The sequence below is a fragment of the Ramlibacter algicola genome, from assembly GCF_016641735.1.
GTDB classification, from domain to species: Bacteria; Pseudomonadota; Gammaproteobacteria; order Burkholderiales; family Burkholderiaceae_C; genus Ramlibacter; species Ramlibacter algicola.
The window spans coordinates 2,397,704-2,421,076 of sequence record NZ_JAEDAO010000001.1 but is presented as its reverse complement, the minus strand read 5'-3'; the positions used below and the strand labels follow the sequence as shown (position 1 = coordinate 2,421,076).

The following is a 23,373-nucleotide window of genomic DNA, read 5'->3' as shown; positions in this document are numbered from 1 at the left end:
GGAATCCATCGCTTCCTCGGCCGCGTCGCGCACTGCGCCGCGCCATGCGCAGGTCCTCTGCTAGCCTCGCTGCATGGCCACCCTGCCCCTCGCCTCGGTCCGCATCCTCAGCCTCGCGCTCAACCTGCCCGGCCCCGCCGCGCTGATGCGCTGCCGCGCGCTCGGCGCGCAGTGCCGCAAGGCGGAGCCGCCGTCCGGGGACCCGATGCGGCACTACAACCCCGCTGCGTATGCCGAGTTGCACCAAGGCGTCGACGTGTTCGTTGCGGACCTGAAATCTCCCGAGGGCCGGCAGGCGATCGACGACGAACTCGCGCGCACCGACGTGCTGCTCACGTCGTTCCGTCCTTCGGCGCTCTCGAAGCTCGGGTTGTCCTGGGAAGCGCTGCATGCACGGCATCCGCGGCTGTCGCAGGTCGCCATCGTCGGCGGCCCCGGCGATCAGGCCGAGGTGCCCGGGCACGACCTCACCTACCTGGCCGAACACGATCTCGTGACCGGCACCGGCCTGCCGGCCACGCTGTTCGCCGACATGGGCGGCGCGCTGATGGCGACACAGGCGGTGCTGCAGGCCGCGCTGCTGCGTGGGAGCGACGGCCAGCACTTCGAGGTCGCGCTGTCCGATGCCGCTGCATGGCTCGCGCTGCCGCGGCGCTGGGGCCTCACGCAGCCGACCGGCGCGGTCGGTGGCGCGCATGCGGGCTACCGCGTGTACCCGTGCCAGGACGGACGCGTCGCGGTCGCGGCACTGGAGCCGCACTTCGCGCAGCGCCTGTGCGAAGCGGCCGGCGTGCCGGGCAGCGATGCGTTCGATCGCGCGACGCACGACGCGATCGCGACGTTTTTCCAGGCCGCCACGTGCGACGAGCTCGATCGGCTCGCGCGCGAACGCGACATTCCGCTGCACGCCTTGCGCGACTGAGCGCGCGGCCGTTCTCCTCCAGCTCGTGATCAACCCGCCGGAGGCGGTGCAGGCACGGGCGCGGGCGGTGGTGGCGGCGAGGCCGTCGGCGCCGGCGTCGGCGCTGCAGTCGGTGCGGGCGTCGGCGCAGCTGTTGGAGCCGCCGTCGGTGCCGCCGTCGGTGCCGCCGTCGGCGCGGACGTGGGCGCCGCTGTCGGCGCCGGCGTCGGTGCTGCAGTCGGCCCTCCCGTCGGCCGTGGCGTGGGGCCTCCCGTCGGTCGCGGTGTGGGCGCGGCTGTCGGTGGCGGTGTGGGCGCCGGCGGCGGCGCCACGGTCGGCGCGGGGGTGGGTGCCGGCGATGGCGCGATCGTCGGCACCGGCGTGGGTGCGGGAGTCGGCGCGGGGCCCGAGCCGGATCCCGACCCTGTCCCCGGCGGAGGTGCAGGCGCCACGGTGGGCGCCGGCGCGGCGGCCCCTTTCGAGCCGAAGGCGAAGAAGCCGCGCTCGTTGCCGGGGACCACGGCCATCGCCGCCAGCGTCGGCGGAGTCACCGTGGTGTCGAGCAGCACGATGCCGGAGCCCACGGCGCCATTTCCCAGGTTGCAATCTCCCGAGAACAGCACGTTCAGGTTGAACACGTTCTTGCCCGAGGGCCGCGGCACCGCGCTGCCGGCCACGGTGCAACCGCTGTCGACCACCGTGAAGCCACCAGCCGCGTCGAAGGTGATGGTTCCCTTCAGGACTGCGTCACCGGCCCGGTCATCGAGTTGGTAGGTGCCCGCGAGTTGCGCGGACGATGCCGGTTGGTCATAGCGGCCGCTGTACGACAGCACGATGCGCGCGCCGTTCGCCGACGTGGAGTCGAACGTCGTGCGCGGGACCGCCGTGCCGTCCAGGTGCACGCCCAGGCGCAGGTCCGCCAGCAGGTCGTAGTCGGTGAGCTCGGTGCTGAAGGCCGTGCCCGTCCCCGTTGTCGTCCCGTGCATCGCGCCGTACGCGGAGGGGCCGGCGTAGTAGCCCCAGGTCTCGCCGTTCTCGAGCACGGCCAGGACGGCCGTCGGTGCCAGGGGCAGCGATCCGGTCCACAAGCCTTCGGCCGCGTTGCCGGCCACCGCCGACGCAGCGCCCGCGGCCGGCGCTTCCGCGCCGCCACCTCCACCACCGCAGGCGCCCAGCAGCAGCGAGGCCAGCGGAACGGTCCAGGTGAACGCGACTCTCGATGGCATGCAACCTCCCGACGGTTGCGCCACAAGGTACGCGGCCGGACACCCCAACGGACGCCGCCCTCACAAAGGATTGCAACCCTCACCGCGTGCAAGCGGCCGGGCTAGGAGCCTCAGCGCGGCTTGCGCGGCGCCGGCTTGCTGCCCGTCACGCGCGGTGGCAGCCCGGTGTGCTGCGTCAGCAGGCGCCCGCGCGCCGGCTTCGCGGTCGAAGGCGTCGAGTTCTTGCGCCGCGCGCTCGTGTAGCTGCCGTCGGTGACCGGCTGGAACGTGGGCACCAGGTGGTGCTTGCCGTTGCCGATCAGGTCGGCGCGGCCCATGGCCTTCAGCGCGTCGCGCAGCACCGGCCAGTTGTTCGGGTCGTGGTAGCGCAGGAAGGCCTTGTGCAGGCGGCGACGCTTCTCGCCACGCACGATGTCGACGCTGTCATCGTCCGTGGGTTCACGCCGCACCTTGCGCAGCGTGTTGCGTCCCGAGTGGTACATCGCCGTGGCGGTCGCCATCGGGCTCGGGTAGAAGGTCTGCACCTGGTCGGCGCGGAAGCCGTTGCGCTTGAGCCAGAGCGCGAGGTTCATCATGTCCTCATCGCTGGTGCCCGGGTGCGCCGCGATGAAGTACGGGACCAGGTACTGCTTCTTGCCCGCCTCGGCCGAGAACTTCTCGAACATGGCCTTGAAGCGGTCGTACGTGCCGATGCCCGGCTTCATCATCTTCGACAGCGGGCCCTGCTCCGTGTGCTCGGGCGCGATCTTCAGGTAGCCGCCGACGTGGTGCTGCACCAGTTCCTTGACGTACTCGGGCGACTGCACCGCGAGGTCGTAGCGCAGGCCGCTGCCGATCAGGATCTTCTTCACGCCCTTGAGGGCGCGGGCGCGCCGGTACATCGCCACCAGGTGGCGGTGGTCGGTGTTGAGGTTCTGGCAGATGCCCGGGTACACGCAACTGGGCTTGCGGCAGGCGGCCTCGATCTCGGGCGTCTTGCACCCGATGCGGTACATGTTGGCCGTCGGGCCACCCAGGTCGGAGATGACGCCGGTGAAGCCTTCGACCTTGTCGCGGATGTCCTCGATCTCGCGGATGACCGAGTCCTCGCTGCGGCTCTGGATGATGCGGCCCTCGTGCTCGGTGATCGAGCAGAAGGTGCAGCCGCCGAAGCAGCCGCGCATGATGTTCACGCTGAAGCGGATCATCTCCCACGCGGGGATCTTGGTCGCGCCGTCGTGGCGGCCGTGCTCGTCGGCGTAGGCGGGATGCGGGCTGCGCGCGTACGGCAGGTCGAACACCGCATCCATCTCCGCCGTCGTCAACGGGATCGGGGGCGGGTTGATCCAGACGTCGCGATCACCGTGCGCCTGCACGAGAGCGCGGGCGTTGCCCGGGTTGGTCTCCAGGTGCAGCACGCGGTTGGCATGCGCGTAAAGCACGGGGTCCGACTTGACCTGCTCGTACGAGGGCAGGCGGATGACGGTGCGGTCGCGATTCAGTTTCAGGCGAGGGTTGGGGACGAAGGCGAGCGTCTGGACGGCGCCTTGCACTGGCTCCCCACTTCCTTCTTCCTTCGCGCACGTCTCCCCCTGCGCCTTCGCCCGCTCCGACGTCGTCATGTACGGGTTGGCGTGGTCCTCCACGCGGCCCGGCTGGTCGACCTCGGTGGAGTCGACCTGCATCCAGCCTTCGGGCGTCTCGCGGCGGATGAACGCGGTGCCGCGCACGTCGGTGATCTGCTGCACCGGTTCCTTGCTCGCGAGGCGGTGCGCGATCTCGATGATGGCGCGCTCGGCATTGCCGTACAGCAGCAGGTCGGCCTTGCTGTCCACCAGGACCGAGCGGCGCACCTTGTCCGACCAGTAGTCGTAGTGCGCGATGCGGCGCAGGCTGCCTTCGATGCCGCCGAGCACGATCGGCACGTCGTTGAATGCTTCGCGGCAACGCTGCGAGTAGACGATGGCAGCGCGGTCGGGACGCTTGCCGCCGACGTCGCCGGGCGTGTACGCGTCGTCGCTGCGGATCTTCCGGTCGGCGGTGTACCGGTTGATCATCGAATCCATGTTGCCCGCGGTCACGCCCCAGAACAGGTTGGGCTTGCCGAGCGCCTTGAACGGCTCGGCCGACTGCCAATCGGGCTGCGCGATGATGCCCACCCGAAAGCCCTGCGCCTCCAGCACCCGGCCGATGACCGCCATGCCGAAGCTCGGGTGGTCGACGTACGCGTCGCCGGTGACCAGGACGATGTCGCAGCTGTCCCAGCCGAGCTTGTCCATCTCCTCGCGCGACATGGGCAGGAAGGGGGCCGTACCGAAGCGCGCAGCCCAGTACCGCCGGTAGCTCGTGATCGGCTTGGCAGCGCGGGCGAAGAGGGAGACGTCGAGGGGCGCGTTCATGGGGACCGGGGATTGTCCCCGATCACCGATGACCGCTCCAGGCCAAGGTCACCCGAAACGTTTCATTTCTCTTTGGGCAGGTGGCCGCGCGCCGCTTCGAGTTCGTGCGGACTCGTCTCGACGTTCGGGCCGTCGGGAAAGCTCTGCGGCCCCTTGGCGATGCCCGGCTTGCTGCGCCCGCCCTTCACGCCCGCGGGCATGTCGGGCGCCGCCGCGTCCACCAGGTCCTCGGCACCCGCAGGCGCCTCGTCGTTCGGTTCGCTTTCGCCCATGGTCTTGTGCGTCGGGTCGCCGTCGTGGTTCTCGTTGCCGCCGTGGGCTGGCCCCCGGCCGATGCTGGTGCCGCTCATGCTGCGTGCCTCCTGTGCTGCAATGCAGCCACTCTAGGCCGCGCCGCGCCGCTTGCGGTGTAGGCCGGCACCACGATGACGCCCCTGCCCTCCCCCGACGACCTGCTGCGCTTCTGGACCGACGCCGGCCCGAAGAAGTGGTTCCGCAAGGACGACGCCTTCGACGCCGACTGCCGCGATCGCTTCCTGGCGCTGCACGAACGCGCCGCACGCGGCGAACTCGGCGCGTGGGCTCGATCGGCCGAGGGGGCGCTGGGGCTGGTCCTGCTGCTCGACCAGGTGCCCCGGAACGCGTTCCGCGGCAGCGCGCGCTCGTATGCGACCGACCCGCTCGCGCGGGTCGTGGCCCAGCAGGCGATCCGGCGCGGGTTCAAGCAGCAGGTGGCCGGGCCGCTGCGCAACTTCTTCTGCCTGCCATTCATGCATTCGGAATGGCTGCCGGACCAGGAGCTGGCGCTGCAGCTCACGCGCGGCCTCGGCGAGGAAGCACCGAAGTTCGCGCGCATCCACCACGAGATCATCCAGCGCTTCGGCCGCTTCCCGCATCGCAACGCGGTGCTGGGGCGGCGCACCACGCCGGCGGAGCAAGCCTTCCTGGACGAAGGCGGTTTCGCGGGCTGAGCGCCAGCGCTCAGCCATCCAGCTCCGGGTAGTGCCGGAAGATGCCTTCCTCGTTGAACGGCAGCCGCCGCTCGCTCGCCAGGTACGCCGCCACGCGCCTGTGCGTCGGGATGCGCTCGTGCAGTGCGGCCAGGAACGGCGTCTTCTTCAGCGCACGGCGGGTCGCCTTCGGCAGCGCATACAGCAAGCCGTCGACCACCTGGTACAGCGACAGGTCCGCGTAGCTCAGGCGCGCGCCGACCAGGTGCGGCACCACCGCGCCGTTGTTCGGCGGGTTGCGTTCCAGCAGCGTCTCGAACCAGCCGAAGAACTTCGGGATCCGGTTCTTGCGGAAGTCCTCGGCGCGGCGCAGCGCTTCGTCCTTCTGCTCCTCGTAGTACAGGCTGCTGCCGACGGGATGGTGCACGTCGTGCGCCTCGGCCACCAGGTCCGCGATCGTCAGCTGCACCTGGTGCACCCACAGCCGGTCGGTCTCGCCGGCGGGGACGAGGCCGATGCGCGGGCCGAGGTAGTGCAGGATCGCCGCGGTCTGGCCGATCACGCGGCGGCCGTCGACGAGGAACGGACACGCGAACGGCGGCCGCGCGATGTCGGGGCTGTCGAACACGGCCATCATGGCCGGCAGGCCCTGGCCCTCTTCCTGCGGCCCACGCGCGACGTCGAGGTACGGCGTGCCCGACGCTTCGAGCGCCAGCCGGACGAATTCGCCGCGGCCCTGGATCCCGGGCCAGTAGTGCAACTGGTACATCGTGCGTCTTGGTGTTCGGTTCGAAAGGGTCCGCATTGTGCGCCGTGCTCGGCGCCGGACGGCGGCGATGCGGACACGCGCGACGCGACGACACGCTGCCGTCGCCGGGTACCGGACAGTGCACGCATGCGCGTCCACCACCTCAACTGCATCTCGACCTGTCCCGCCGGCGGCCATCTCATGGATTCGCGCACGCCAGGCGTGCTGACCCGCGCGCACCTGTGCTGCCACTGCCTGCTGCTGGAGACGAACGACGGCCTGGTGCTGGTGGACACCGGCCTGGGCCTGCGCGATTGCGCGTCGCCGCGCACGCGTCTCTCCGCGTTCTTCCTCGCACTGCTCAAGCCCGAGTTCCGCGACGAGATGACGGCGGCGCGGCAAGTGGAGCAACTGGGCTTCAAGCGCAGCGACGTGCGGCACATCGTGCTGACGCACCTGGACTTCGACCATGCCGGCGGGCTGGACGACTTTCCGCACGCGTCCGTGCACATGACGCGCGTCGAGCGTGACTACGCGCTGCTGCAGAAGACCTGGCTCGATCGCCAGCGCTTCCGCCCGCAGCAGTGGCGCGAAACACGCCCGCAGTGGCAGGTGTACGGCGAGGCCGGCGGTGACAGCTGGTTCGGCTTCAACGCCGTGCGCAACCTGCGCGGCCTCCCCGACGACATCCTGCTGGTGCCGCTACCCGGCCACACGCACGGGCACGCCGGCGTGGCCGTGCGCAAGGACGACGGCAAATGGCTATTGCAGGCCGGCGACGCCTACTTCTTCCACCGCGAGATGGACATCGAGCAGCCGTGGTGCACGCCGGGTCTTCGCATGTACCAGGCCATGATGGAGAAGGACCGCAAGCAGCGCCTCGCCAACCAGCGCCGCCTGCGCGAACTGCGCCACCACCACGGTGCGCAGGTCCAGCTGTGCTGCGGGCACGACCCGATCGAGTTCGAGAGGCTCACGGGGCATGCGATGGGGACGCCGATCGCGCAGGTGCGGGGGATGCGGCCGGCGTTTTCCTAGCTCGCACCGTTGTCATTCCGGCGAACGCCCGTCACTTTCATTCCGAGTCCATCACTGTCATTCCGGCGAACGCCCACTGTCATTCCGGCGAAAGCCCGAATCCATGCTCGTGCTCGCACCGTGGCTGGGAGCGCGCCGCGAAGCGGCTCACGCGGAGGACATTCGCACAACGGAGTGCACCTCCGCGCGAGCCCGGAGCCAGTGGCCCTTGTGCAGCGATGGATTCCGGCTTTCGCCGGAATGACGAAGTGCGCGCGGCTTTCGCCGGAATGACAAAAGCATCAGTTCGGCATGTCCGCAGCTGCACGCGTGACCACGTCGTACGCGCCGAGTTTCTTCACCAGCCCGACCACGCGATCGGTTTGGGTGGCGTCGGCGAGCCGCACGACGAGCACGCTGGCGCCGCGCTCGAGGGCTTCGGTGACGAGGTCGACGTGGTGGTAATCGACGTTGGTCTGCACCAGGTCCGCGAACATGCGGCCGGCGGAGCCGAGCACCGAGTCGTTGCCCAGCTTGCGGCTCGTGCTCACCCGCTTGAGGCGCTCCAGGTCGTGTTCGACGTGCAGGTCGGCACGGGGCACGCCGGTCCCGGCGATGTGCTCGAGCGCCTGGTCGGCGGCGAAGCGTTTGTCGAAGGCGGCAAGCACGGTGCTCATGGCTTCTTTCTCCTTGTCGTCTTGCGCGCGGCAGCCTTCGCCGCCGGCGCGTCCGCGAGCTCGATCCACGTGGGCGCGTGGTCGCTCGCATGCGGCTGCCCCCGCACCCAGGTGTCCACGCCGGCGGCCTTCAGGCGCGGCGCGAGCGACGGATGCAGCAACAGGTGATCGATTCGCAGGCCGGCATTGCGTTCCCAATGCTGGCGGAAATAGTCCCAGAACGTGAAGACGGGCTCGTCGGGAAACAGGTGGCGGAGCGAGTCGGTCCAGCCCTGCGCGAGCAGCCGTTCGTAGCACTCGCGGCTCTCCGGCTGCAGCAACGCGTCCTTCTTCCACGAGCGCGGGTTGTAGATGTCGAAGTCGGTCGGCACGACGTTGAAGTCGCCCGCCAGCACGACCGGATGCTCGCCGTTGACGAGGCTTTCGGCGTGCTGGATGAGCCGTTCGAACCACGCGAGCTTGTAGTCGAACTTGGGGCCGGGCTGCGGGTTGCCGTTGGGCAAGTACAGGCAGGCGATGAGCACGCCGTCGACCGCGGCTTCGAGGTAGCGGCTGTGGTCGTCGCCCGGGTCGCCAGGCAACTCGCGCCGGACCTCGATCGCCGGCGAGCGCGACAGGATCGCGACGCCATTCCACGACCGCTGGCCCTTCCACAGCGCGTGGTAGCCGGCCTCGAGCAGCTCGGCCTTCGGGAAAGCGGTATCCAGCGCCTTCAGCTCCTGCAGGCAGGCGACGTCGGGCTGCTCGCGCTCGAGCCACTCGAGCAGGTTGGGCAGGCGCGTCTTGATGCCGTTGACGTTGAAGGTGGCGATCCGCATCCGGCACCGATGATCCCGCCGCGCACGATGCGCATCCGTAGGACCGCGCCGACCGCCGCGCATCGCGGGCGCGGTCCTACCCTGCCGGCGCGGTGGCGCGCCTAGAGTGGGCTGGAACCTCCAGGAGATGCCATGGCGACGAACGACAAGGACGACCGCGGCGCGCCGGCCGCACAGGACGACGTGCTCGGCGAGGCCGCGCGCAACAAGGGCGTGGTCGACACCACGGATGGGCGCATGGAGCCCGAGGCCAACGAGCCGGTGCCCGGCCGTGGGCGCGCCGACGACCAGGGCGAAGCGCGGCCCGGCCAGGACGAGAACCAGGCCGGGTTCGTGAAGGACCAGGACAAGCGCTATTCGCCCTGAGCGGGGTGACGCGTCCCGCGGCGGAACGCCTCGGCGCCGCCGCTGCCGCCGCCATCGGGAAAGTCGTGCGGATCGAGCGGGTCGCGCCGCTTCAGCGGGGCTTCGATGATCGTGCTCGCACTGCTCTCGCCATGGTCGGGCTTCGCGGGGACGGAGCGGGTCGTGTCCGCATCGCGGCGCAGGCGCTCGAAGGTCTCGTCGGGTTCGGCCATGGCTGCAGTCTCGGCGGCCCGCTCCGCCGGCGCAGTCAGGCGCTCTTGCAGCCCACGGTAGGACATCGCGGCAGAACTTCGCCGCGCGGCCGAGCTCTCACCGGCATGCGTCGCATCCTCCTGCTGCTGGGCCTGCTCTCCATGGGCAGCCTCCACGCGCAGGGCGATCCGCTGAAATCGGACGCCTGCGGTGCCGGCCTGCAGGCGTTGCAGTCCGCGCGCAGCGAGGGCCGTGCCGACGTCGAAGCGTTGCGCCGGGCCGCGACCCAGGCGTGCCTCGGCGGCAGTGGGGACGCACGCCGACCCTCGCCCACCGCGCAGGCACCCATCGTGGTGCCGCCGCCCGTGATCGAGAGCGGGCCACGCCCCAAGCTGGCGGAGACGCCGCCACCCGTGTACACGCCGCCTGCGGTCATCACGCACTGCGACATCGGCGGCTGCTGGGACAGCAGTGGCCGGCACCTGCCGCGCGTCGGCCCGAACGTCGTCTCGCCGGCCGGCACCGCCTGCGTCCCCAGCGGCCTGGCCGTCGTGTGCCCGTAGCCGCACTGGCAAGCGCCGCTGACAGCCATTGCGCGAGAGCGCCTACGCCGGGCACGCGCGACGCGCGGTGCAATGGGGCAACACAACGACAAGGAGCGCACCCCCATGGGCAAGCAGATCGTCACCGAGGCCGACCGCCAGCGCACCCCCACGCCGAAGGCGAGCCCGACCTACACTCCCCCGCGCAAGTCCAACGGCCAGAAGGTCAGCCTGGAGCGCGGCACCGCCACTCGCAACAAGAAGAACCCGGGCAAGCGGCCCCACCAGGGCGGTTGAACATGGAGCAAGCGATGAAATTCGACGTGTACAAGCGCCCGGAACCCGAGCACAAGCTCTCGTACATGCTGGTGCCCGCGGGCCAGCCGATCCCGCAGGAAGCCGACAACGTCGACTGGCGCCTGGTCAAGCAGGGTGACGACGTCGATACCGCCGACCGCGCGCTGCAGGGGATGGGCATCGACCACGCCATGGAGCAGATCCGCGAGAAGGGGTACGCGATCACCAGCGTGTACCACCAGGTCGAGGGCGGCTGACCCGCCGGGAGCCTGCATGGCCGCGCGGCTACCATCGCGGCCATGCAGTTCACCGTGGCCGTCCGCGCCCTGTGCGAGTTCACCGCCAAGGCCGGTGACCTGGACCTGCGGTTCACCCCCTCGCCCACCGCCCAGGAAGGCATCGCCGGCCACGCGCTGGTGACGTCGTCGCGCGCGCCGGGCTACGAGCGCGAGATCGCCCTCACCGGCGAGTTCGAAGGCCTGCGCGTGCGCGGCCGCGCCGATGGCTACGACCCCGGCCGCAATCGGCTGGAGGAGATCAAGACCTTCCGCGGCGACCTGGCGCGCCAGCCCGCCAACCACCGCCACCTGCATTGGGCCCAGGCCAAGGTCTATGGCGCCCTGCTGTGCGAAGCGCGCGGGCTGCAGCAAGTGGTCGTGGCGCTGGTTTACTTCGACGTCGCACGGCAGAAGGAGACGGTGCTCGAGGTCGTGCACACGCGCGACGACCTGCGCGCGTTCTTCGAGGACCAGTGCCGCCGCTTCCTCGCCTGGGCGATGCAGGAAGAGGCGCATCGGACAGGCCGCGATGCGGCGCTGGGCGCGATGGCGTTCCCGCATGCGGAATTCCGCGAGGGCCAGCGTGACCTGGCGGAAGCCGCGTACAAGGCCGCCGTGCAGCGGCGCTGCCTGATGGCGCAGGCGCCGACCGGCATCGGCAAGACCGTCGGCACGCTCTTCCCCGTCCTGAAGGCCTGCCCGGGCCAGCAGATCGACAAGGTGTTCTTCCTCGCGGCGAAGACGCCGGGCCGGCAGCTCGCCCTCGACGCCCTGCACACCATCGGCGCCGCGCCATCCGCGCCGCAGCTGCGCGTGGTGGAACTCACGGCGCGCGACAAGGCCTGCGAGCACCCGGACAAGGCGTGCCACGGCGAGTCGTGCCCGCTCGCCAAGGGCTTCTACGACCGCCTGCCGCAGGCGCGCGCCGCGGCGATCGCGCATGCCCGCCTCGACCGCGAATCGCTGCGCGAGGTGGCGCTGCAGGCTTCGGTGTGCCCCTACTACCTGTCGCAGGAACTCGCGCGCTGGGCCGACGTGGTGGTCGGCGACTACAACTACGTGTTCGACGCCAACGCGATGCTGCATGCGATGGCGCGCGAGGAAGGCTGGCGCGTCGCGCTGCTGGTCGACGAGGCGCACAACCTGCTGGAGCGCGGACGCCAGATGTATTCGGCCGAGCTCGGGCTGGGTGCGCTACGGGCCGCCCGGTCGACGGCTTCGCCGCCCGTGCGCCGTGCGCTCGATCGCTTGCGGCGCGCCTGGTCCGACCTGCTGCCGGCGACCGGCGAGCGCTATGTGGTGCTGGACGAGACGCCCGGCGAATGGATGCATGCGCTGCAGAAGGCGTCGGCCGCGATCTCGGACCACTTCGACGAAGCGCCGCACGAACCGCCCGGTGCGCTGCAGCAGTTCCACTTCGAGGTGCTGGCGATCCTGCGGCTCGCCGAAGCCTTCGGCCCGCATTCGATCTTCGACGTCACGGTGGAGGAAGGCCCGCGCGGACCGCAGGCGCGGCCCTGCATCCGCAACCTGATTCCCGCGCCTTTCCTGGGTCCGCGCTTCGAGGCCGCGCATGCAACGGTGCTGTTCTCGGCGACGCTGGCGCCGTCCGGGTTCTACCGCGACACGCTCGGCCTGCCGGACGACACGGTGTGGATCGACGTCGCGTCCCCGTTCCGCGCGGAGCAGCTGCAGGTGCAGGTGGTGCGCAGCATCTCGACACGCTGGGCGGATCGCGAGCGATCGCTGGTGCCGATCGCCGACCTGGTGGCGCAGCACTACGCCGCGCAGCCGGGCAACTGGCTCGCGTTCTTCAGCAGTTTCGACTACCTGCAGCGCGTCGCCGCCCTCGTGCGCGAGCGGCATCCGCAGTTGCCGGTGCTCGAGCAGTCACCCTCCATGCCCGAGGCGCAGCGGCGTGCCTTCCTCGACAGCTTCGTGCCGGGCGGCCGCACGCTGGGATTCGCGGTGCTGGGCGGCAGCTTCGGCGAAGGCATCGACCTGCCGGGCGACCGGCTCGTCGGCGCTTTCATCGCGACGCTGGGCCTGCCGCAGGTGAACGCGGTGAACGAGGAGATGCGCCGGCGCATGCAGGACGCGTTCGGTGCCGGCTGGGACTACACGTACCTGTACCCGGGCCTGCGCAAGGTCGTGCAGGCCGCGGGCCGCGTGATCCGCACTCGCGAGGACCGGGGCACCGTGGTGCTGATCGACGACCGCTTCGGCCGCCCCGAGGTCCGCGCCTTGCTGCCGGCTTGGTGGCAGGTCCAGCACGGCGCACGCGGGTAGCGCGCGCCGCGAAACCGCTGTGTCTCCCCTGCCCCACGTCCAGCGTCGGCCTGCACCTGCCGCGCTACGGTGGCGGCCGCCCTACGCTGCCGCCATCGACATCCACACAGGAGTGATTTCCATGGACAAGGACCAGGTCAAGGGCAAGCTGAAGCAAGCGACCGGCGAGGTGAAGCAGCACGTGGGCCGCGCCACTGGTGACAAGGACCAGGAACTGCGCGGCCATGCCGAGGAGCAGGAAGGCAAGCTGCAGAAGAAGGTCGGCGACGTCAAGGACGCTGCGGACAAGATCGTCCGCAAGCCCTGAGCGGGCTCAAGCATGCAGGCGGTCCAGCGCGTCGAGCGCGGCCGCCTGCAGTTCATGGGCGAGCCGCGCGGCGGTGTCGCCCACATCCCCCTGCACGCTTCGCGCGGCACTGAACGCGTCGCGCAGCGCTGCTGCGCGCGCGTCCACGGCGAGCTTGACGGCCACCAGCACGTCGTCCGCGGAGCGTGACGGCGCGCGCCCCGCGTGCGCCACGTGCACGTAGCCGGCCAGAGCGGCCTGCGTCAACGCCAGCAACTGCCCGTCGTCCAGCAGCACGAGCGAGACGGCCTCGCCCGCGCGGTTCTTCCACGCCGCTGCGACCAGGGCGGCGCCACCACCAACCAGTGCGCCGAGCGCGCTCGCGGCGCCCAGCGTCAGGCCCCCCGTCATCAGGTCGACCGTCGCGCCCATGGCGGCGCCGCTCGCAACGCCGGCGAGCCCGGCCTGCGGCGCGTCCACCGCCTGCCGCACCTGGAAGCCGTCGGTGCGCGCCACGTCGGGCGCGGCCGCCACTGGCGCCTTCACGCCGTGGAGCATCGCGATGCGCGCCATCCACGCATCGCTGCGCGACTGGACGCGCAACGCCAGTTCGCGCATCGCGGTCCGCCGCAATTCCTGCGCCGCCTCGCGCTCGCTGGCCACGACCAGCTGCCGCACGCCCAGCGGCTGCACGTCCAGCGGCTGCGCATCGCGCGCGTGCGCAAGCAGGTCGTCGGCCAGCAACCCGCAGCAGCGCGACAACCGTTGCAACGCATGCTCGCGCCACCGGTCCCACAGGCGGGCCAGGCCTGCCTGCTGGTGCGCGGGCAACAACCGCTGCAACACTTCGCGCAGGCGCTCGTCCGAGCGCCATGTGGGCAGCGCCTCCAGCGGCAGCAGCGCGCGCCGGGGTCCTCCCGGCAGCGCGCCCGCTGCATGGCCCGGCCGCGTCGCGAGCACCAGCAGCGGTGCATCGATCGCCGGTGCCGCGCTCGCATCGGGGGCGACAGCGATCACGACGTCGGGCGCGTGGGGATCGGGTCCTGCCACGTCACCCCCGCCCATGAACCGCTGCCACCAGCGGCCGGTCTCGGGCGTGCCTGCGACCGACGGCGTGCGCACGACGACCATGGCATCGCCGCGTGGCGTCGACAGCACCGTCCAGGGCACTTCGACCGACATCGGCGCGGTGGTGTCGCCGGCCTGCCGCAGGACGGTCCAGGCGGGCTGCGAGTCGACGCCATCGGCGATCGTGAGCAGCACCCGCAACCGCACCGGATGCACGCGAGAGAGCACCGCCGCCAGGCCTGGATCGCGCAGGTCCAGCACGAGCGCACGCGACAGGCGATGCTGGCGCCACGCGGCCCACGCGGCCAGCAAGGCGCGCGGCAGGACAACGACGATGGCGATCAGCGCGAGATAGAGGCCGACCCAGCGGCGCGCTTCCAGCCGGCCGACGTCGGCACCGCTGCCGAAGTGCAGGCGGGCGAGCTCGGCCTGCGAGAAGGGCTCGATCGGCAGCAGCGCCACCACCGGCGCGAACAGCGCGGAGAGCAGCGCGTGCACCTGCGGCAGGTCGAGCAGCGTGCTCTCCCAGCCGACGCGGTACTCGCGCACGAGGCCGCCCAGCACCAGCGAGATCGCGACGCCGAGGCCCCACGCGGCCGCGCCGGTGTGCAGGATGCGCCGCCAGCGCTGGCCTTCCAGCGCGCCGGCGACGCGCCACCAGCGGACCCCGAATGCCTTCGCGACGTCGCCGCGCACGCCGCCCCAGGGGCGATCGAACCAGCCCGACCAGGCGCGCGGTGCGGCGTTCCTCTTGCGCGGCCACACCGCGAACACGACGATGGCGACGTACACCGCCACGTTCCACAACAGGAAGGCGAGCAGCGGCGGCGACAGCAGGTTGACCTGCTTGGGGTTGTCGATCCGGTCGATCACCCCGCCCGCGACCAGCGCCAGCAGCGGCAGCAGCCAGCCGGCCCACGCGTGCCAGGCGGGTGGATCGGCGAGCGCGGCCAGGCGTGGTTGCCGATGCCGCAGCAGCTCGACGATCGAGGCCGACCGCGCGAGCAGCCAGGCGCGCACGTCGACGCGCTGCCCCCGCGCCGGATCGCCGCTGGCCGCCAGCGCCTCGCGCTCGATGCGCTCGCGCTCCTCGCCGCCCAGCAGGCGGCCTTGCGTATCGACGCCTTCCAGCGCCTGGACGAAGAGCACCCGCCGCGCTTCGGCTTCGGGCAGGAGGAGTCGGTCGGGGAAAGGTTCAGGTGCGGGCAAGCGGCCATTCTAGGAATGGCGCGGCCGGGCTGGTTGCGGTGGGTGCGCGCCTCGCGGCCGCCAAGCGCTAGCGGTTCTTCTCTTCCGCGAGCCGCCGAGCTTCGCGCAACACCACGACGCTGGGCTGCTTCTCGAAAGGTGTCGGCGGCAGGCCGATGAGGGCCTGCAGGTAGGCGTGCGCGCGGTTCATGTCGGCGCCGATCATCGCCAGCGCGACCTCGTGGTCGGGCTCGTTCTGGGCGATCTCCAGGTAGGCGGCCCGGAAGCGGGCGTAATCCGCCTCGGCGCGGGCCACGCGACGCTGGACCGCCTGCATGTTCGCGTACTCTTCACGGGTGTAGCGCATGGAGGCCATGCTAGGCAGCGGCCGCGCAGCCATGTGCAACAAGCGTGCAAATTTCGCGAAGGCTCGCAACGGTGTGACACCGTTCACGCCGTATCGCGCAACGTAGAGCTCAGCGGGCCTGGCGAAGGAAGCGGCGAACGTTGTCGGGATCCGGTCCGATCGACTCGACCGCGTGCTGCAACTCCTGCTCCGTGCAGCCGAGCCACTGCATCCAGTTGCGCTTCTCCCACTCGTGGTCCAGGCTGACCTGGATCTCTTCGCCGGCGGACCGGCCCTTGTCTTCGGACATCGTCGGGCACTCCTTGACGGGGGTGCTGCCACGGTAGGCGGCGAGCCATGCCGGGGCCATCGGTGCAGGCAGCACATCCGGGTGCGACGCGGGCACGGTGCGCTGTAGGAAGCGCGGGCGTGGCGCGTGGGCGGCGGCGCGCCTGCGCAGGTCGCCGCTGGGGGCGGCCTCGCAAAGGCGTCCTACAGCCGCCCCAGCGGCACTCCGTATGCTGGCCGCAAGGCGACGACCATGGCAGCGCAGAAGGCACGCAGCAAGAAGCCGGTGAAGCGCAGCGCGCGCAGTGCCCGCCCGCGCGCCGACGGCTCCAAGCCCGTGCCGGCGCCGCCGCGCCGCAGCGGCCAGGGGGCCGGCAGCGCCTACGTCGAGATGGTGCGGCGGCAAGCCCAGGTGCCGCGCGTGGCGCCCGCGGCCGACCGCGAGCGCGAGACGCGCCCGCCGGCCCCGCGCCGCGAACGGTAGGGCTGCGCCCGAGGCGAACGCTAGGGCTGCGCGCGCGCGGCGGAGCGCGCGAGCACCTCTTCCAGCGAAGCCAGTTCGACCGGCTTGGTCAAGTGCGCATCGAATCCGGCCTCGGCCGTGCGCCGGCGGTCCGACTCGGCGCCCCACCCCGTCAGCGCGGCGATGTAGACGTCCGACAGCGCATCGTCCTGGCGCAGCGCCCGCGCCACCTGGAGGCCATCCATGACAGGAAGCCCCAGGTCCAGCAGGACGACGTGCGGCTGGAATTCACGCGCGCGCTCGATCGCCTCGCGGCCATCCGCCGCCCCCGCGACTTCGTAGCCCAGCATGTCGAGCAGCGCCAGCAGTGTTTCCAGGCCGTCGCGGTTGTCCTCCACCACCAGCACGCGCCGCCCGGACGGCACGCTCTCGCCGTCGAGGACGACGTCGGCGCGCTCGGAAGGCGCCGCCTGCTCCGGCAGCGGCAGTTCGACGGCCACCGTGGTGCCTTCGTCCTGGCCGTCGCTGCGAACGTGCACGCGCCCGCCGTGCATCTGCACGATGCGCTGCACCAGCGCGAGGCCGACCCCCAACCCGCCCTTGCCGCGCGCGGCACCGTGGTCGAGCTGGCTGAACATCTGGAACAGCTTGGCCTGCTGGTCGAGGGGGATGCCGATGCCGTTGTCGCGCACGACGATGCGGGCGACACCGTCGCGCTCCTCGGCGCAGACCTCGATGCGGCCGCCGTCGGGCGTGTACTTGGCCGCGTTGTTCAGCAGGTTGCCGATCACCTGGATGATGCGCGCCGGGTCCGCGTTGAGCAGCAGCTTGTCGTCGGGGCAGCGCACGCTCAATTCGTGCCGCGCGCTCTGGATGGCCGGGCGCACGGTCTCCACCGCGCGCTCGACCAGCGTGCGCAGGCGCACCGGCTCGCGCTGCAGGTTGATCAGGCCCAGGTTGATGCGCGACAGGTCCAGCAGGTCGTCGATCAGGCGCGACATCTGGCTCACCTGGCGGTCGATGACGGCCTGGGCGCGCTGGTTCGACGCCGGCTCGGGCGCGAGCCGCATCATCGACACCGCGTACTTGATCGGCGCCAGCGGGTTGCGCAGTTCGTGCGCGAGCGTGGCGAGGAACTCGTCCTTGCGGCGGTCCTGCTCGCGCAGCATGGCGTTGTCGCGCACGCGCTCGATGTGAGCCCAGCAGCGGTCGACGACGTCCTGCACCAGCGCGGCCTCGCGAGCGGTCCACGCGCGCGGCGTCGCCTGGTGCACGGCCATCATGGCCGCGAGCCGCCCGTCCTTCACGAGGCCGGTGCACATCACGGCGCGGATGCCGATCGACTTGAACATGCGCGCGCCGCCGTCTTCGCCGAGGTCGTCGACGTCGCACACCACGACCTGCTCGCCGCGGCGCAGCCCGGCGGCCGCGTGCGGGCCGAACAGGTCGAGGCTGTACACGCCCACGCTGCTGGGCACGCCGGGGGCGGACCAGTCGCTGCGGATGGTGAAGGTGTTGCCGTCGGCTTCGACGTCGGCGTAGGCGCAGCGCGTCGCGCCGAGGTACTCCCCGAGCAGGCGCGCGGTGGCCTGCATCACTTCGGTGGCGTCGGTGAGCGTGCGCGTGGCCTGCCCGAGGCGGTCCAGGAAGCGGAAACGCTCCTCGCTCTGGCGCAGCGCGACGGCGCCCTGCAGGCTGGCCGTGATGTCGACGCAGACGCCGAACCACTCGCAGACCTGGCCGTCCGCGATCATCGCGGCGCCGTGGGCACGGATCTGGCGGTACTGGCCGTCGTGGCGGCGCAGCCGGTAGGCGAGCTCGATGGAGTGCCCCGCGCGCACGCAGGCCTGCCAGTCGCGCGCCACGCGCGCGCGGTCGTCGGGATGCACCGCGTCGAGCCAGCCGTTGCCGGCGTACTCGTCGTACGCCTGGCCGGTGAACTCGCCCCAGGACGGGACGGGACGGTGCACCTGGCCGTGCCCATCGGTGGCCCAGACAAAGGAGGTGGAGTGGGAGGTGGAGACATCCCCATACGCTGCGGGGACCGCTCGCAGCCCGGTGTCGGGCTGGATGTCGGGTTCGGACATGGGCCGCGATCATGCCACCGCAAGAAGCTCATCAGGCTTGGCTCAGCAGCAACTTTGCAGAGGAAAAATGCAACTCGTCTGTAGCAACTCACGCCGCCCGGCGTTGAAAAAAGGCCGGGACATGCCCGGCCTTTTCAGGGGTGCGCTGCGACGCGTCAGGCCGCGAGGCCCACCTTGCTGTTGAAGGTGTAGCAGGCCGCCTCGAAGCTGCGGATCTCGCCCAGCGCCTCGCGCAGGCTCATCTCGCCCTTGTCCATCAGCTTGCCGGCCAGGTGCTCGGTCAGCGGCTTCAGGCGCGACAGCGTGGCCTTGGTCTCGCCGTAGAGGCGCTCGCTCTGCGCTTCCATGATGGAGCGCGTTTCCTCGTCGAGCGACTTGCCGCCCTGGGCCTCGTTGGCCAGCGCGCCGAAGTTCAGGCGCGTCTTCCGGTACATGCCCATCTCGCCGACGGCGTGGTGCAGCAGCTTGGTGACGCGCGTGATGTCGTTGTGCGCGCCGTTGGTGGTGCCTTCCTCGCCGAAGAACAGCTCCTCGTTGGCCATGCCGCCCAGCAGCACGCGCACGTCGTGCTCGATGTCCGACTTGGTCTTGAGCAGGTTGGAGCCCTGCTTGTGGAACACGAAGCCGAGCGCGTTGTTGCGCGGGTTGGCCTTGAGCGAGATCTTGATGGTCTTCATCTCGGCCAGGATGCCTTCCCAGTTGCCGTTGGCCTTGCGGCGCTCGTTCTCGAAGTCCACCAGGAAGTGGCCCCACTCGTGGATCGCGATGATGCGGCGGTCGCGCTCGCGCTCCTTGGTGGTGTTGGTGTTGACGTTGCCCACCATCACGCGCTCGGCGGCCTGCATCAGCGTGTCGGCGCCGATCATCAGGCCCGCCTGCACGGCGGTGATGCCGGCCTGGTTGACGATGGTCTCCAGGTCCGCCGGGCTGCGGCCTTCGGTGATCTCCACCAGGTGGCGCAGGTCCAGGTCGGGCAGCACCTTCTCCGCGCGCTGCGACAGGTAGTGGCGGATGATGGAGTCGCGCTCCTCGCGGTTGGGCAGGCGGAAGTCCACCTTCATCTGGAAGCGGCGCAGCATGGCTTCGTCCATCTGCATCTGCTCGCTGTTGAAGTTGGACGCGACGATCCAGATGATCTCGGCGTCGGTCTTGGTGCGCACGCCGTCGAGCACCGCCAGCAGCATGTTCTGCGTGTCGTCGTCGAACTTGCGGTGGCCGCCGCGCTTCATGAACAGGTCCTGCGCCTCGTCCAGGAACACGATGCAGCGCTTGCGGCGCTTGGCCATCGCGACGATGCGCGACAGCGTGCCGGCGCCGCCACCGACGTAGCCCGTCTCCAGGTTCACGGCGGAGTGGAACAGGATCGGCAGGTTCAGCTCCTTGGCCAGGTAGCTGGCGAGCTTGGTCTTGCCGGTGCCCGCGGGGCCGCTGAACATGACGTTGAACGGCTTGTTGATGCCGTACTCCGCGTACTCGGCGCGCCGCATGTACTGGTCCTTGATCTGCGCGACCTCGGACTTGATGTCGTCCATGCCGACCAGGTCCTCGAGCGAGCCGTTGACGGTCGCCGGCTCGATGAACTTGAGCGACTTGAACTGGCCCTTCAGCTGGAAGGCCAGGAAGCCCAGCAGGCCCAGCGTCAGCGCGGCCGACAGCACGCCGGACACGCCGGCCTTCCACGCGTCCTTCTCGGACTGCGGGCGGGCGCCGGAGAAGCCCTGGTCGAGCTTCTCGAGCAGCTGCAGGTTGGCCGGCGTGAGGTCCTGGCGCGGGACGAACGAGAGCTTGCCGCTCCACGGGGCCTGCACGGCCTTGTCCGCGAAGATCTTGGTCTCGATGTCCGAGGGGTAGTACGCATACTGCTTGCCGACCGACTCGACCAGCACGACGCGTTCGCTGACGTTCCACATCAGCGGCTTGTAGATCACGGTGATGCGCTCGACCGGCTTGTTCTGCAGGAAAGCCAGCAGCGAACCGGTGCCGAACTCGACCGGGAGTTTGTCGTTGAAGGCGGCGATGCCTTCGGCGCCGGCCATGCTGCGCACCTGTTCGGCGACGGCCGCCTGGCGCTTCGCCAGCACCATGGAATAGATGCCGGTGGCGGGGATGAGCAGGGCGATGGCGATCACGAGCAGCTTGACGGCGATGCTCTGGATCACGAACCAGTCCTGCAGGCGGGCGGCGCCCTTCTTGATCGACAGCCAGAGGCTGCCGTCGCTGGGCTGCTCTTCCTTGTCGAACTCGAGCTTCGGGGAACCGACGGAGATATCAGACATGTACGTCCTTCCTTGTCAGCGTCATCCTACAGACGCGACCCTTCATGTCCAGCGAATGGAAGCTATCGGGCCGATGCGGCGGCGCCCACGTGATTTATTCACGCGGGTGTGTCCGGCGAAGCTCGGCTGTTGTGCTAGGCGAGTGCCGGCTCGGAGCTCGTCGCCAGGCTATGCAGTTGCTCGCGAGCGCGCTGCTCGACCTCGGCCAATGCATCGGCTGGATCCGCGTGGACACGGTCGCCGCAGATCTTCACCAGGCAGTTCGCGTCCCAGTAGCTGTCGGGACGGCGGCGGCAGATCTTGGCGTAGCCGAGGAAGCGCTCGCCCGACGCGCCGGTCTCGCTCGCGTGCGACGCGATGTAGAAGCCCAGGTGCGGGCCCGTGATGCGTTCCATGGCTGTGCTCCGATCCTGCGCGCCATCGTGGCAGCGGGTTGCCTCCCGCGGTGTAGGACTGCACCCCGCCGTCCAGCAGAGGCTGCGCGGCAACAACGTGGCTCGGCCACAGGAACCTCGCTGGAGGTGCTGCATCGAACGTTCCGGGCCGGGGTTTTTTTCAAGTTTCTTCCCCCCGGTCGCTTGTCCCCCGGATCCGCAAGGGCCGGGGGCTTTTTTTCGTACGCGGTGGTCAGGTGGGTGCCGGCTTTGTCCTACCTCGTCACACGCCGGCCGCCCAGCAGTCGCGCTGTCCTTGCTGTCTAGCATCGCACCTCGCCATGCCAGCAGTCGGGAGGAACGCATGACACAGTCGGGAGTCGCCGCCACCGCTGCGGTCGGACCGGGCGCCGAGGCCGCCCGGCCGTTGCGGGACCTGCTGCGCCGTGCCCTGCCCCACCGTCGCTCGCCGCAAGGCCCCGTCTACGAGGGCCGCGGCCAGCCCGTCATCGTGTTTCCCCGCGAGCACAGCGGTCCCGAAGCGACCGAACCGCTCCGCCTGGCGCTGCGCGAAGCCGGCTTCCGCTCCTTCGACTGGGGCCTGGGCGCCGACACCGGCCCGCGGGGCATGGCGATGCACCGCTGGCTGCGCAAGCTGGAGGAATGCGTGATCGATGTCTTCGAAGTCACGCAAGCACCGGTCACGCTGCTGGGCTGGGGACTGTCGGGCCTCTATGCGCGCGAACTCTCGCGCCGCTGCACACCGCTGGTGCGGCAGGTCATCACGCTCGGCACGCCCTTCAACACCGCCGCCGACCCCGATCGGAAATGCCCAGTCCTGCAGTTGCTCGACGCCGGCCCCGAGCGCATCCCGCTGTCGATGCGCAACGGGCTGCGCCGCGCGCCGCCGGTGCCCTGCACGTCGATCTACAGCCGCGACGATGGCGTGGTCCGGTGGGAACAGTGCGCCGACCAGGACACGGCCACCTGCGAGCACATCGAGGTCCCGGGCGTGCGCCACGACCAGTTCGCGACGCATCCCCGCGTGCTCGAAATCGTCAGCCAGCGCCTCGCCCAACCGGAAGACGCGTGGGCGCCGTTCGCGGCATCGGAGACGCGGTTGCTCGCGACGGCCTGAGGGCCTCAGGCACCGGCCCCCTTTTGTCATTCCGGCGAAAGCCGGAATCCATCGCTGTCCCCTGCCGTCATTCCGGCGAAAGCCGGAATCCATGCTGCACAAGCGCCGCTTGTTCCGGGCTCGCGCCCTCTGCCCGTCGCGGAGCGCTTTCGCCGGAATGACAAAGTCCCCGCCTTCGCTGGGACGAAGGCGCCTTGGTTGACTTCGGCAATCAATTGGTTGACGATGGCCAGATGACCACGGACGTCACCGCACGCCACGTCGAAGCGCTGCGCGCCTTCAACCGCTTCTGGACGCGCCGCATCGGCGTGCTCGATCCCTACCTCGACGGCGAGTTGTCGCTGACGGAGGTGCGGCTGCTGTACGAGCTGGCGCATCGCGACCAGCCGACGGCAACGGAGCTTGGGCGCGACCTGGGCCTGGACGCCGGGCACCTGAGCCGGCTGCTGCGCCGGTTCATCGAGCGCGGCTGGCTCGAACGCGTGCCGTCACCGGCTGACGCGCGGCAGAACCTGCTGCGGCTCACGAAGCAGGGACACGCCGCCTTCGCGCCGATGGAGCAGCGCTCGCGCGACGACGCGGCCGCCGTGCTGGCGCCGCTCGATGCGCCGGCGCGCGATCGCCTGCTCGGCGCGCTGGCCCACGTGCAGCGCGCGCTCGGCGGCGAATCGGCGGCGCCGGCGCGGACCGTCGTCCTGCGCGATCCGCGGCCGGGCGACCTGGGCTGGGTCGTGCAGCAGCACGGCGAGCTGTACGCGGCCGAGTACGGCTACACGTCGGAGTTCGAAGCGCTCGTCGCGGACGTGGCCGCGAAGTACCTGCGCGATTTCGACCCGCAGTGGGAGAAAGGCTGGATCGCGGAACTGGACGGCGAGCGCGTCGGGGCGGTGTTCGTCGTGCGCAAGTCGGCGACGGTGGCCCAGTTGCGGCTGCTCATCCTCGGACCAGCCGCGCGGGGGCTTGGGCTGGGCAAGCGCCTGGTCGACGAGTGCATCGCGTTCGCGCGGGCCAAGGGCTACCGCAAGATGGTGCTGTGGACCAACGGCCAGTTGGAGGCGGCGCGGGCCATCTACACGTCGCGCGGCTTCGTGCGCACCTCCACGGAAGCGATGCACGCGTATGGCCACGACCTGACCGCGGAGACCTGGGAGCTGCGGTTCTGAACAGCGCCAGCGCGTTC

At 70.5% G+C, this 23,373-nt stretch carries 25 protein-coding genes; 12 read left to right on the top strand and 13 right to left on the bottom strand.

Features of this window, described 5'->3' with window-relative positions:
• Positions 1-73 precede the first annotated feature (73 nt).
• The gene (locus I8E28_RS11805) at positions 74-922 is read left to right on the top strand and encodes a CoA transferase (RefSeq protein WP_200788256.1); all 849 of its coding nucleotides are present in this window, start codon (positions 74-76) and stop codon (positions 920-922) included.
• 29 nt (positions 923-951) lie between these two features.
• Here I8E28_RS11805 and I8E28_RS11800 read toward each other — a convergent pair whose 3' ends face one another.
• The 3 genes from I8E28_RS11800 to I8E28_RS11790 all read right to left on the bottom strand — a co-directional run bounded on the left by I8E28_RS11800 (position 952) and on the right by I8E28_RS11790 (position 4,855).
• Positions 952-2,127 carry a hypothetical protein gene (locus tag I8E28_RS11800; protein WP_200788255.1) on the bottom strand — a complete coding sequence of 392 codons (1,176 nt, stop codon included), beginning with the start codon at positions 2,125-2,127 and terminating at the stop codon, positions 952-954.
• Between the two features lie 110 nt (positions 2,128-2,237).
• The gene (locus I8E28_RS11795; protein WP_200788254.1) at positions 2,238-4,505 is read right to left on the bottom strand and encodes a YgiQ family radical SAM protein; all 2,268 of its coding nucleotides are present in this window, start codon (positions 4,503-4,505) and stop codon (positions 2,238-2,240) included.
• Positions 4,506-4,567: 62 nt separating this feature from the next.
• Positions 4,568-4,855, bottom strand: a complete 288-nt coding sequence (locus I8E28_RS11790) for a hypothetical protein (RefSeq protein ID WP_200788253.1) — start codon at positions 4,853-4,855, stop codon at positions 4,568-4,570.
• Positions 4,856-4,930: 75 nt separating this feature from the next.
• Between I8E28_RS11790 and I8E28_RS11785 the strand changes: the two genes are divergently transcribed.
• Positions 4,931-5,476, top strand: a complete 546-nt coding sequence (locus tag I8E28_RS11785) for a DUF924 family protein (RefSeq protein WP_200788252.1) — start codon at positions 4,931-4,933, stop codon at positions 5,474-5,476.
• A gap of 10 nt (positions 5,477-5,486) precedes the next feature.
• On the opposite strand, the gene I8E28_RS11780 is transcribed toward I8E28_RS11785, so the two are convergent.
• A complete protein-coding gene (locus I8E28_RS11780; protein WP_200788251.1) occupies positions 5,487-6,224 on the bottom strand; it encodes a glutathione S-transferase in 738 nt (245 codons plus the stop codon).
• A 126-nt stretch (positions 6,225-6,350) separates the two neighbouring features.
• On the opposite strand from I8E28_RS11780, the gene I8E28_RS11775 reads away from it, so the two are divergent.
• Positions 6,351-7,241: an MBL fold metallo-hydrolase gene (locus tag I8E28_RS11775; RefSeq protein WP_200788250.1), complete on the top strand. Its 891-nt coding sequence runs from the start codon at positions 6,351-6,353 to the stop codon at positions 7,239-7,241.
• A 281-nt stretch (positions 7,242-7,522) separates the two neighbouring features.
• Here I8E28_RS11775 and I8E28_RS11770 read toward each other — a convergent pair whose 3' ends face one another.
• Positions 7,523-7,897 (bottom strand): hypothetical protein, encoded by a 375-nt coding sequence (locus I8E28_RS11770; protein ID WP_200788249.1) that lies wholly within the window; start codon positions 7,895-7,897, stop codon positions 7,523-7,525.
• The gene (locus tag I8E28_RS11765; protein ID WP_200788248.1) at positions 7,894-8,715 is read right to left on the bottom strand and encodes an exodeoxyribonuclease III; all 822 of its coding nucleotides are present in this window, start codon (positions 8,713-8,715) and stop codon (positions 7,894-7,896) included. The genes I8E28_RS11770 and I8E28_RS11765 overlap by 4 nt, the downstream gene beginning before the upstream one ends.
• Positions 8,716-8,847: 132 nt before the next feature.
• Here I8E28_RS11765 and I8E28_RS11760 point away from each other — a divergent pair, with 132 nt between their 5' ends.
• Entirely contained in the window at positions 8,848-9,081 is a 234-nt protein-coding gene (locus I8E28_RS11760; protein WP_200788247.1) for a hypothetical protein, read from the top strand.
• Here I8E28_RS11760 and I8E28_RS11755 read toward each other — a convergent pair.
• Positions 9,069-9,293 (bottom strand): hypothetical protein, encoded by a 225-nt coding sequence (locus I8E28_RS11755; RefSeq protein WP_200788246.1) that lies wholly within the window; start codon positions 9,291-9,293, stop codon positions 9,069-9,071. The two genes, I8E28_RS11760 and I8E28_RS11755, sit on opposite strands and share 13 nt — an antisense overlap.
• A 105-nt stretch (positions 9,294-9,398) precedes the next feature.
• Here I8E28_RS11755 and I8E28_RS11750 point away from each other — a divergent pair, with 105 nt between their 5' ends.
• From I8E28_RS11750 to I8E28_RS11730, 5 genes are all read left to right on the top strand, one after another.
• Positions 9,399-9,836, top strand: coding sequence for a hypothetical protein (locus I8E28_RS11750; RefSeq protein WP_200788245.1), 438 nt, complete (start codon positions 9,399-9,401; stop codon positions 9,834-9,836).
• Between the two features lie 105 nt (positions 9,837-9,941).
• Positions 9,942-10,112, top strand: coding sequence for a hypothetical protein (locus I8E28_RS11745; protein WP_200788244.1), 171 nt, complete (start codon positions 9,942-9,944; stop codon positions 10,110-10,112).
• A gap of 14 nt (positions 10,113-10,126) precedes the next feature.
• Positions 10,127-10,369, top strand: coding sequence for a DUF6139 family protein (locus I8E28_RS11740; protein ID WP_200788243.1), 243 nt, complete (start codon positions 10,127-10,129; stop codon positions 10,367-10,369).
• 42 nt (positions 10,370-10,411) lie between these two features.
• The gene (locus I8E28_RS11735) at positions 10,412-12,679 is read left to right on the top strand and encodes an ATP-dependent DNA helicase (RefSeq protein WP_200788242.1); all 2,268 of its coding nucleotides are present in this window, start codon (positions 10,412-10,414) and stop codon (positions 12,677-12,679) included.
• Between the two features lie 121 nt (positions 12,680-12,800).
• Positions 12,801-12,986 (top strand): CsbD family protein, encoded by a 186-nt coding sequence (locus I8E28_RS11730; RefSeq protein WP_200788241.1) that lies wholly within the window; start codon positions 12,801-12,803, stop codon positions 12,984-12,986.
• A gap of 6 nt (positions 12,987-12,992) precedes the next feature.
• Here I8E28_RS11730 and I8E28_RS11725 read toward each other — a convergent pair whose 3' ends face one another.
• The 3 genes from I8E28_RS11725 to I8E28_RS11715 all read right to left on the bottom strand — a co-directional run bounded on the left by I8E28_RS11725 (position 12,993) and on the right by I8E28_RS11715 (position 15,877).
• A complete protein-coding gene (locus tag I8E28_RS11725; RefSeq protein WP_200788240.1) occupies positions 12,993-15,242 on the bottom strand; it encodes a DUF3482 domain-containing protein in 2,250 nt (749 codons plus the stop codon).
• A 67-nt stretch (positions 15,243-15,309) separates the two neighbouring features.
• Positions 15,310-15,588: a hypothetical protein gene (locus I8E28_RS11720; RefSeq protein ID WP_200788239.1), complete on the bottom strand. Its 279-nt coding sequence runs from the start codon at positions 15,586-15,588 to the stop codon at positions 15,310-15,312.
• Between the two features lie 109 nt (positions 15,589-15,697).
• On the bottom strand, positions 15,698-15,877 hold the full coding sequence (locus I8E28_RS11715) for a DUF3606 domain-containing protein (protein ID WP_200788238.1): 180 nt from the start codon (positions 15,875-15,877) through the stop codon (positions 15,698-15,700).
• Between the two features lie 231 nt (positions 15,878-16,108).
• Here I8E28_RS11715 and I8E28_RS11710 point away from each other — a divergent pair, with 231 nt between their 5' ends.
• Positions 16,109-16,339 (top strand): hypothetical protein, encoded by a 231-nt coding sequence (locus I8E28_RS11710; RefSeq protein ID WP_200788237.1) that lies wholly within the window; start codon positions 16,109-16,111, stop codon positions 16,337-16,339.
• 20 nt (positions 16,340-16,359) lie between these two features.
• Here I8E28_RS11710 and I8E28_RS11705 read toward each other — a convergent pair whose 3' ends face one another.
• The 3 genes from I8E28_RS11705 to I8E28_RS11695 form a co-directional block, all read right to left on the bottom strand.
• A complete protein-coding gene (locus I8E28_RS11705) occupies positions 16,360-18,405 on the bottom strand; it encodes a hybrid sensor histidine kinase/response regulator (protein WP_200788236.1) in 2,046 nt (681 codons plus the stop codon).
• Positions 18,406-18,560: 155 nt separating this feature from the next.
• Positions 18,561-20,681: an AAA family ATPase gene (locus I8E28_RS11700; protein ID WP_200788235.1), complete on the bottom strand. Its 2,121-nt coding sequence runs from the start codon at positions 20,679-20,681 to the stop codon at positions 18,561-18,563.
• A gap of 134 nt (positions 20,682-20,815) precedes the next feature.
• Positions 20,816-21,076: a hypothetical protein gene (locus tag I8E28_RS11695; RefSeq protein WP_200788234.1), complete on the bottom strand. Its 261-nt coding sequence runs from the start codon at positions 21,074-21,076 to the stop codon at positions 20,816-20,818.
• A 343-nt stretch (positions 21,077-21,419) separates the two neighbouring features.
• Here I8E28_RS11695 and I8E28_RS11690 point away from each other — a divergent pair, with 343 nt between their 5' ends.
• Together I8E28_RS11690 and I8E28_RS11685 are read left to right on the top strand one after the other, a co-directional pair.
• Complete coding sequence (locus tag I8E28_RS11690; RefSeq protein WP_200788233.1) at positions 21,420-22,193, top strand: lipase family protein; 774 nt, start codon at positions 21,420-21,422, stop codon at positions 22,191-22,193.
• 233 nt (positions 22,194-22,426) lie between these two features.
• Positions 22,427-23,356, top strand: coding sequence for a bifunctional helix-turn-helix transcriptional regulator/GNAT family N-acetyltransferase (locus I8E28_RS11685; protein WP_200788232.1), 930 nt, complete (start codon positions 22,427-22,429; stop codon positions 23,354-23,356).
• The last annotated feature ends 17 nt before the right edge of the window (positions 23,357-23,373 follow it).